Source organism: Frankia sp. KB5, assembly GCF_002099325.1.
Classification (GTDB): domain Bacteria; phylum Actinomycetota; class Actinomycetes; order Frankiales; family Frankiaceae; genus Frankia; species Frankia casuarinae.
In genome coordinates this window covers 1-8,637 of record NZ_MRUJ01000293.1, presented here as the reverse complement: position 1 = coordinate 8,637, position 8,637 = coordinate 1, and the positions used below count along the sequence as shown (strand labels likewise).

7 protein-coding genes and 3 pseudogenes are annotated in these 8,637 nt (G+C 71.0%); all 10 read right to left on the bottom strand.

Annotation, left to right across the window (positions count from 1 at the left end):
• Positions 1-164 (bottom strand): annotated as a pseudogene (locus KBI5_RS22690) (IS66 family transposase); the annotation flags it as partial.
• A gap of 66 nt (positions 165-230) precedes the next feature.
• The gene (locus KBI5_RS28530; protein WP_085016399.1) at positions 231-791 is read right to left on the bottom strand and encodes a transposase; all 561 of its coding nucleotides are present in this window, start codon (positions 789-791) and stop codon (positions 231-233) included.
• A pseudogene (locus tag KBI5_RS28525) lies at positions 721-1,383 on the bottom strand (DUF6444 domain-containing protein); the annotation flags it as partial. The gene KBI5_RS28530 and the pseudogene KBI5_RS28525, both read right to left, overlap by 71 nt.
• A gap of 307 nt (positions 1,384-1,690) precedes the next feature.
• Entirely contained in the window at positions 1,691-1,948 is a 258-nt protein-coding gene (locus tag KBI5_RS22675) for a hypothetical protein (protein ID WP_043591875.1), read from the bottom strand.
• Positions 1,949-2,136: 188 nt separating this feature from the next.
• Positions 2,137-2,484, bottom strand: a complete 348-nt coding sequence (locus KBI5_RS22670) for a hypothetical protein (protein WP_043591873.1) — start codon at positions 2,482-2,484, stop codon at positions 2,137-2,139.
• Between the two features lie 69 nt (positions 2,485-2,553).
• Positions 2,554-3,333: a hypothetical protein gene (locus KBI5_RS22665; protein ID WP_043591871.1), complete on the bottom strand. Its 780-nt coding sequence runs from the start codon at positions 3,331-3,333 to the stop codon at positions 2,554-2,556.
• A gap of 66 nt (positions 3,334-3,399) precedes the next feature.
• The gene (locus KBI5_RS22660; RefSeq protein ID WP_085016397.1) at positions 3,400-5,250 is read right to left on the bottom strand and encodes a hypothetical protein; all 1,851 of its coding nucleotides are present in this window, start codon (positions 5,248-5,250) and stop codon (positions 3,400-3,402) included.
• 85 nt (positions 5,251-5,335) lie between these two features.
• On the bottom strand, positions 5,336-6,691 hold the full coding sequence (locus tag KBI5_RS22655; RefSeq protein WP_241883113.1) for an AAA family ATPase: 1,356 nt from the start codon (positions 6,689-6,691) through the stop codon (positions 5,336-5,338).
• A 961-nt stretch (positions 6,692-7,652) separates the two neighbouring features.
• Positions 7,653-8,123 carry a C40 family peptidase gene (locus KBI5_RS22650; protein WP_085016396.1) on the bottom strand — a complete coding sequence of 157 codons (471 nt, stop codon included), beginning with the start codon at positions 8,121-8,123 and terminating at the stop codon, positions 7,653-7,655.
• A gap of 62 nt (positions 8,124-8,185) precedes the next feature.
• Positions 8,186-8,637, bottom strand: a pseudogene (locus KBI5_RS28195) (IS701 family transposase); the annotation flags it as partial.

The following is an 8,637-nucleotide window of genomic DNA, read 5'->3' as shown; positions in this document are numbered from 1 at the left end:
GTGGCGAGCGGGCTTCGTTTCCCGTGGTTGTCGGTCTCGCCGCGGGCGAGCGCTCCTCGGTAGTGGTTACGGATCTCCGCCAGGGTGGCCGGGTCCAGGGCAGGGTGACCGGCCGCGCGGGCGGCGGTCGCGGCGTGGTGGGCGTCGAGCAGGGTGGTGGCCAGGGTCTGCCCGTGCTGCACGGCGACGACCGCTGCCTCCAGCCCGGCGGGAGTGACCGGCCGGGTCGGCTACGGGCCGGGTCTGCTCGCGCGGGCGGCGGTCGCGGCGTGGTGGGCGTCGAGCAGGGTGGTGGCCAGGGCGTCGGCCCAGACCTGCCCGGGCGGGTCACCGTCATCGGTCGCGGCGTGGTGGGCGTCGAGCAGGGTGGTGGCCAGGGCGTCGGCCCAGACCTGCCCGGGCGGGTCACCGTCATGAACCGAACGCAGGTCGCGGAGCAGGTGGGCGCCGCACCAGGCGTGTAACGCCCCGGTCAGGTGGGTGTAGCCGCCGTAGCCGTCGCGGACCAGCACGCCGGTGAACGCCGGCCAGACCCCGCCGGCGTCGATCGCCGCGGCGCTGCGGTCCCCGACGTGCATCACGGTCAGGTAGTCGGTGCACGCCACGTGCAGGTAGCGCAGCCGACCGTCGGCGCGGGCGGTGGTCTCGTCCGCGTGCGCGACCGGCGCGGCGGCGACCAGCTCACGGACCCGGGGCAGGAACGCGGCCTCCAGCAGGCGGGCGCAGCCGACCGTCGGCGCGGGCGGTGGTCTCGTCCGCGTGCGCGACCGGCGCGGCGGCGACCAGCTCACGGACCCGGGGCAGGAACGCGGCCTCCAGCAGGCGGGCGGCCCGGCCCCGCACCGAAGCAGCCCAGCCCGTGGAGACCGCGGCGCCGACCAGGACGGCCAGGACCCGGGCGGCCCGGCGGACCGGCAGGTGCTGGGCGCAGACCAGCCACGCCGCCCGCGCGAGCAGACCCGGCCCGTAGCCGACCCGGCCGGTCACTCCCGCCGGGCTGGAGGCAGCGGTCGTCGCCGTGCAGCACGGGCAGACCCTGGCCACGACCCGGTACTCRGTCACCTGCGGCCGTGGCGGCGGGGGCGGGACGTCGAACACCTGGTGACGGCGGACCCCGAACACCGGCGCGTCCGCGAGCGACCCTCCACAGCCGGAACACGACGGCGGATCCAGCACGACGATCTCGTCCGGGTCGGTGACCATGTTCCGGGTCTGACCGGGCTCACCAGGCTGTTTCCCTCGTGGCCGGCCCGACGACGACCGCGACGACCGTTGCGGTGCCTTCGTGAACGGGCTGTCCGACGACGGCGGACGCGACGACGTCGAACTGTCCGCGCCAAGCCTGCGTTCGAGTTCAGCGACCCGTGCCGTCAACCGCTCGATCAGCGCGGCCTGGTCCGCGACCAGGCRCACAAGCTCCTCGTAGCTCGGCTGACCCGCGGACTCCACCCCCACAAACTAGCCGATCTTGACCCGCCGGCCGGCAACCAGCCGAACCATCAACAGGCAAGATCCGCAAGACACCCGCTCAACTGAGCTGAACAGCTACAGTGGTCCCCAAGTAGTCCAACATCACCCGTTACACCGCTAACTTGACAGCCCCTCCACCGATGAATTGCGGAGGGCGTGTGCGCCGGGGGCGGTCATGGGCGGGCCGTGGCCGCCCCCGTGGCGGATCGGTGGTCAGTCGTCAGAGGTGGTGTCGTCTATTCAGGGCGAGTTCCACGCGGAGGTTGTTGGCGCTGAGAAACACACGGCTGCCAAGATTGCTCACCGCTGCGGCGAAGGTGTTCGTCTCGAAGCCGGAGAGGCGGGCGATGGTGACCTGGCCGCCGGAGGTCACCTGCAGCATGAGTGCCGGGGTGGTGCCGAGCTCGGCGCGCAGGACTATCTCGCTGCCATCACGATTCGTCAGAACAATGCTGTCCGCATCCTGGTGCGCGATCATGGTCGTTTCTCCTTTTCGGTGGTGGGGCTGTCTGATGCGGGGCTGGCCGGGGGGTTATGGGGTGGTCGGGTCGGGTCGGGGCTGGTGGGTGGGGTGTCGCGGTCCGGGGACATGAGGGTCTCCTTCACGGGGAGGTGTAGGCGGCGTCGCGGGTAGGGTGGGCAGGTCGGGCTCGAGGCGGGCCTGACCTACCCGGTGTTCTGGTGGTGGGCGGCTTCAGATGTCCGGGTCGGTGGTGTCGTCGGCCCGGGTGTCGTAGGCGTCTGCGGCGGTCCAGGTGAACCGAAGGGCCGGTGGGGTGCCGTCGGGACCCTGAGCGGGTCGGACACGAAGTCGTCGGCCCTCCAGGCGGTGATGCACGCGGGGCACACGGTGACGGCGTGCGGTCGGTAGTTCCACAGTTTCGGGAGGCCGGCCTGCCCGGGTGCCGGGCAGCCGTCGGGGAAGTAGACGGCCATCTTGGTCAAGGCGAACGCGGCGGGACGATGCGGGTCGTCCGTGTCGCGCGACGCGATGAGGACGCGGTAGTTGGCCATGCCGGGGTTCTCCGTCGCGTGTGGTGGGGCGGGCAGGCCGGGCCCGGGGGGTCCGGCCTGCCCGGGGTGTTAGGGGGTGGGGTTGTGCGGGTGGGGGTTGGGGGTGAAGGCGAGGTTTCCGTCGGGCAGGTGGGCGGCGAGGATCGCTCCGCGGTGGAGGGCGTCGACGAGGCCGAGGTCGTAGGCGAGGTCGGGGTTCTGGCCGGCGGGATGGTCGCCCATGATGATCAGGCGGGCGGCGTCGTCGGCGGACAGGAGGCGGGCGCCGGGTGGCAGTGGCGGCAGGCCGGTGGCGGGGCGGGGGGTGGGGGTGGTGTGGCCGGCGGAGCGGGGAACGGTGGTGACGGCGGCGAGGTCGGTGCGGGGGCCGAGAACGTCATGGAAGGGGCCGCCGGTGGCGGGGTCGCGTGGGTGGAACTCGAGGCCGTGGCGGTCGAGGATGATCCGGCTGTGGTCGGTGGGATGGTCGGCGACGAAGACGTACGGGTCGGAGTAGCCGGCGAGGGGGAGCCAGGCCAGGCGGGTGAAGCCGGCGGCGCGCAGCAGGTGCAGCAGGTCGTGGCCGCCGTCGGCCAGCTGGGGCGCCGACTCGAGGGCGTAGATCATCGGGGTGGGGGTGGGGACGGGGAACGGGTTGCAGACGTCGGCGTGGTGGCGGTGGGTGGGTAGGCAGGTGGGGCAGACGGTGTTCTGGTGGGGTCCGGGGTATTGGCCGTCGCGGGCGGGCCAGCCCTCGAGGTCGTCGGGGCAGCCGTCGGGGAGGTAGGGCAGGGTGTAGCCGACCGCGGTGTCGGGGCCGGTGAGCTGGTGGTGGGGGTGGATTGCGACACGGTGGGTGGGCGGGTTCACGGGGCTCTCCTTCGCGGGTTCGGGTGGGGGGCGGCGGGCCGGGTGGCCGGCCCGCCGCCGGTGTGGTCAGGGGGTGGCGGTCAGGGCACGGACTGCGGCGCGGGCGATGTGGTCGGTGGTGTGGGCGGGGTCGGTGAGGGTGATGGTGTGGCTGGCGGTGAGGGGGGTGGCGAGGGTGCTGTCGGGGGTGATCCACAGGACGGCGCAGCCGTGGGCGCGCAGCCGGTCGAGACGCCGCTGGCCGTCGGGGCCTTGGCTACCTTTGAACCTGCCGTCGCTGACGACGACGAGCAGGCGGGCGGCGCCGGGAAGGGTGAGCTGGCAGGTGCCTTCGAGGGCGTCGACGGCGGCGCAGACGTCTTCGTAGCGGTCGTCGGAGTAGAACTCGGTGACCTGCTGGGGGGTCTGGCCGGGGAAGGTGAGGGGTCGGACGGCGTCGCCGAAGATGACGGTCGCAGCGGTGGTGTCGGGGATGTGACGGGCGGCGGCGGCGAAGATCCAGGCGGCGGAGGCGACGTGGTCGGCGAAGTAGCGCATGGTGCCGGAGACGTCGGTGGCGATCGCGATGCGCAGCGGTGGGGTGGGAGTGGCGCGGCGCACGGTGCGGGTGAACGGCTGGGCGGTCGGGATCGCACCGGCCGCGCGTTGGGCGTCGGCGGCGAGCGCGCCGCGCATGCGTAGCCGTCCGGGTGGGGTGGGTGAGGTGACGGTGGTGGCGGCTCGTTCGCGGTGACCGGCGGCGCGCAGCGCGCGGGCGAGGCGGCGGGCGGCAGCCTGCTCGGCTGGGGTCGGGTCGCGTCTGCGGGCAATCTTGGTGCGTTGCGATTGGGGGTGCCGGGTGCCGTTGGGGTTGGAGAAGACGTCTTTGGCGGCCTTCGCAGCGCTGCGGCGGGCGGCGGTTTCCTCGGCGCGGGCGGCGGTCTTCGCCGCATTGGCCATGYTGGTAGCGGTGGAGGCGGTGACGGCGTCGAGGACCTCGCCGATCGCGCTGCCCAGCGGGGAGGGTGTGCTGCCCGGGGCGGAGGGTCCGCTGCTCGAATTGGTCTGGGACGCGCCTGCGCCTGTGGCTGCGCTGGGGTGGGGCTGCGGGGGCTGAGTGGGATCGATGCCGAGGATGGCGCACCACCGCTCCCCGAGGCGGATCATTGCGGTGGCGTCGTAGTCGCTGGTCTTCTGCGCTTCCAGCCACACGCTGCGTAGCTCGGCGAGACGGTCCGGGCCGAGCACCGTGACGGCGGTGGCGTGCAGTGGGTCGGTTTCGGTGTGGGTGAGGACTCCCGCGTCGACCCGAGCCAGCAGGAGTCCGCTGGTGTGACCGGCCTCGGCGACGGTCATCGCGACCGGGGGTGCGACGGGCACGGTGGTCACGGGAGCCGACGGGGGCGAGGTGGCGGTGGCCGTGGCGGGAGCCGGCGGTGTGGCGGGGGGCGGGGGGCTGGTGGGGGTGAGTTGGGCGGTGACGATGGTGGTGACGCAGGCCCGTAGCCAGTCCCGGTCGTCGGGCCGGCGGGTGAGCTGGCGTGCTTCGATGCGGGACTCCTCGAGCAGCATCGCCGCGTCGATGACCGCGGGTGGGGTGCCCGGAGGGGGTGTCCACCGGCTGTGGCGGGCGTGGGCGGCTTCGTGGATCAGCGCGCCCCACATGGGGGCGTAGCGGTACCGGTCGGCGAGGCGGGAGGGATCGAGGGTGGCGGGATCGAGGGAACCGAGCAGCGCTCCGTCGATTTCGACGGTGGCCTGGTTGAACAGGAAGCAGGCGGGTGAGCCGTGACCGGCCCCCGGGGCGCAGGTGACGACGAGATCGTTGCGGTCGGCGAGGGCGGGCACTTCCGCGGTGAGGCGGGCGGACAGGGTGAGCCAGGGGCCCTGCGGGACGATGGGCGTCAGGGTGGGGTCGGCGAGCTGGTGACCGGACATGACCGTCCTTCACGGTGGCAGGTGGGGGTGGGGGCCGCCCGGCGGGGGGAGTTCCCGCCGGGCGGCCTGCGGGATCGGGGATCGGTCAGGACCTTCGGATGATCTGCGCGCCGAGGCTCAGCGGGCTGATCGTTTGGCCGTAGACCTGGGCTGCGACCGCGGCGACGACGTCGCGGTCCTCCGAGGGGGCGGCACCGACGAGGTTCGCGATCGCGAACGCGTCGTCCACCGCCCCCGCGATCTTCTGGTAGGCGAGGAGTTCCCGGAGCTGGGGCGCCCAGCCGATCTCCCCCGCGGCGCGTTTCGTGGCGAGGTTGCGGCTGACCTGGATCGCCTTCGGGCTGACCCCGAGACTCTCGGCGATCTTGTAGTCGGAGGAGACCTCGATCTGCACGGAGAACCGAGACGACAGGGCCTCCGTGAGGATGGCTCCATGCACACCCGGGTTGTGGCCCGCGATCACGTAGAACCCGGGCGCCGCTTTGATCGTCTCGCCTTTGTGCGCCTTGACGATGATCTCCCCGCGGCCGTCCATCGCGGGATAGACGACCGCGAGCACCRCCGGAGAGATCAGGGTGGCATCGTCGATGAACAGGCAGCGGCCCTGGAGCATCGCCTCGACCAGCGGCCCGTAGACGAAGGTGTAGCCACCTCCCGGGGACTGGGTGTACTCCCCAACAAGATCACCGACGGTGGTGTCACCATCACCCGCAATGGTGATCAGATCGCCGTGGGCGGCCTCGACCAGGCTGGTCTTGCCGGTCCCCGGGGGCCCGTAGAGCAGGACCGGCACGTTCGCCTCCCGCAACCTACGCAAGATCTCCACGTCGGGGAGACCGGCGAGGGTCCGCGGCCGGTAGACCTGCCCGGACGGGCGGACCACCCCGCCGTCCGGCCGCGTCGGAGGGATCTTCGGTGGTGCCGGAGGGGCCGCAGGTGCGGCCGGCTTCGGTGCGGCCGGCCGTGCCGGGCGCGGCGCACGGGGCGCGGGGGTGGCCACGGCCATCGTGGCGATCGCCTCCCGGGTCGTCGCCGTCGCGCGGAACGTCTTCGGTTTCGCGTTGACGAGCTGGGCGTGGCCGAGGGCCAGGAGGTACTCGCAGGCGTTGAGGACCGCGCCGGAGGACCGGCCGCTGAGCGCGATCCCGATCTCCGTGGGAGTCCAGGCCCGATACGGATGGTCGGCGAGGTACTGGGTGACCTGACGGCGCAGCGCTCCCGGTGGAAGCCGGTCCGACACCATCGATGCGGCGGCGGGTGTGGGGGCGGGAGTCTCTGGCTCGGGTGTCGGGGGGATGGTCACGGACGGCTCCGGCGGGGACGCGGTGTCGGACAGGCGGATCTCGGGGACCCACGGCGTGACCGCCGGGGCCGGCTGCGGGGTGTGCGGGCGGGGCCCGTCCTGGGCGACGGCCTGCGGCACGGTCAGGGGCGCGGACATGCGCGAACTCCTCGGCCAACCAAAACAATGGGGGGTGTGTGATACGCACCGCCGGACGGTTGTGTGTTTCCGGCGTCCCGCCGGAATCCGCATGCCGCGGGAATCCGTTCGGGTGCGACGTCCGCCTGGGATAAACCATATCCTTCGACTTCCGGATTCGGCAACCGTTTTTCCATGACTCTTTTCGGTTTCCCGATTTCCGGTCCGGTTCCCCGGGCGGTCCGTATTTCGTTGTRGACCAACCATATCTAGACGGTTCGGCGATCAGCAACCCCATTTCCATGACTCTTTAGACGACATTCCTGAAAAGAGTCATGGAAAACGGGTTGCCGAATGGCCGCGGGCGAGATATCCGCGCACGCGCGCCGTAATGCGGTCGGAAAAGAGTCATGGAAAACGGATTGCCAATGCCGGTGCGCGGCGATATCATGAATCATTCCCACGGACGCAACGGAGGTGATCGGAATGGTGGAACGGACGGTCCCGCCCCGGCCGGTCTCCCGCACGTCGCGGCGCGGCCCGGCCGGGACGGCCTTCGGGGGGTGACCCTCACGCCCGGCGCACCAGCAGACGGCTGGTGACCACGGCCAACAAGGGCCAGACAAGGCACAGCGGAACGGAAGAAAACAAACGCCAGTGGCGGGTACACGGCCCCGGTGGAGGGCCAGGTGGCCCGCCGCTGGTGTTTTTTTCCTGCCAAGCCGGCGAGTCTGGGCGCCACCCGGAGGGGTCTACGGGCCGCTGGCCTGCGGTTTTGTGTGCTGATCCCCCCCTCCGGTTAAAGCCGGAGGGGCTTTTGGAGGGACTAAAGGAGCCCCTTTTGGAGGGGGGTCTGCCGCTACCCCTGGTCCTGACAGTTCGCCCGGCTCCGCTCTGCCCCCTCCGGCCGTCCCAGCCTGCACGATCCGCCTTTCCTCGAAGCCGGGTGGACATTCTTCAGAAGATAATTGCGGAGAGGTTTTTAGGTGTGGATGGGACGGGTGRCTCCACGGTAATTGTTCCACCGATAGTTTTCAACGCGTACGGGTGCACCTTTATGCGGGGCGTCAATCATTTGGTTTCCGCCGATGAAAATACCGACGTGGCTGATGGCCGTGGTGGAGGTTCCGAAGAACACCAGGTCCCCGGGCTGTAGGGGTGTTCCGGCGGGAAGGTGGGGTCCAGCGTCGAACTGGGCCTGGGCGACGCGGGGAAGGTGCACACCGGCGGCCTGGGCGGCGRCTTGGGTGAGCCCGGAACAGTCGAATCCGGCGTCTCCAGCGGTGGGGCCGTCACCGCCCCACTGGTAGGGCAGGCCGAGYTGGGCGGTGGCGTAGTCGACCGCTACCGCCGCAGCCTGCCCCGCGGGCTGCGGAATATCTCCGTCGTCTGCGTCGGTGTCGTCGCTGGTGTGGTCGGTGTAGCCCTCGGCGGTGCTGAGGACTCGTGCCACATATCCGCTGTCGTGGTTGTAGTACTACAGGAACAGTAATCTTGTTGTGGTACCAGGCGGAGTCAGGACGGCGTGGCGGGTGGCTGCGCGGCATCGATATGGCGAAGGAAGTGGTAGTGGCGGGCGGTCGCCTGATGACGTCGGCGCCACTCGGACCACCAAGCGATGAGCGCGGCGGGGAGATTCGCCTCGCGTAGCAGTGCGGTGAGATGGCGGATCTCGTTGAGGCTGAACGGGACCATCATGTTCCTGTTCGGGATTATCTGGCGAGTGATAGGGATCCCGCCGTCGACGCGCTGGTATCCGACCGCGATGGTCGCCCCTGTTTCAGGTGGCTGCCAGTCGGCGCGGCTTCTCGCCGCGGTGACAGCGAGCCAGGCATGGGCGAGCATCGCGAGAGTGATGTGCCGGTACCAGGCGTGGTAGAGCCGGACCTGGTAGTGGTCGAGGCCGACCTCGTTCTTACCCGACTGGAAACATTCCTCGATTCCCCAGCGGCGACCTGCGACAGTGA

Bases quoted from the DNA above. Each gene is read 5' to 3' on its own strand.
- KBI5_RS22675 (WP_043591875.1), bottom strand. From the start codon at position 1,948: ATGATCGCGCACCAGGATGCGGACAGCATTGTTCTGACGAATCGTGAT.
- KBI5_RS22670 (WP_043591873.1), bottom strand. From the start codon at position 2,484: ATGGCCAACTACCGCGTCCTCATCGCGTCGCGCGACACGGACGACCCG.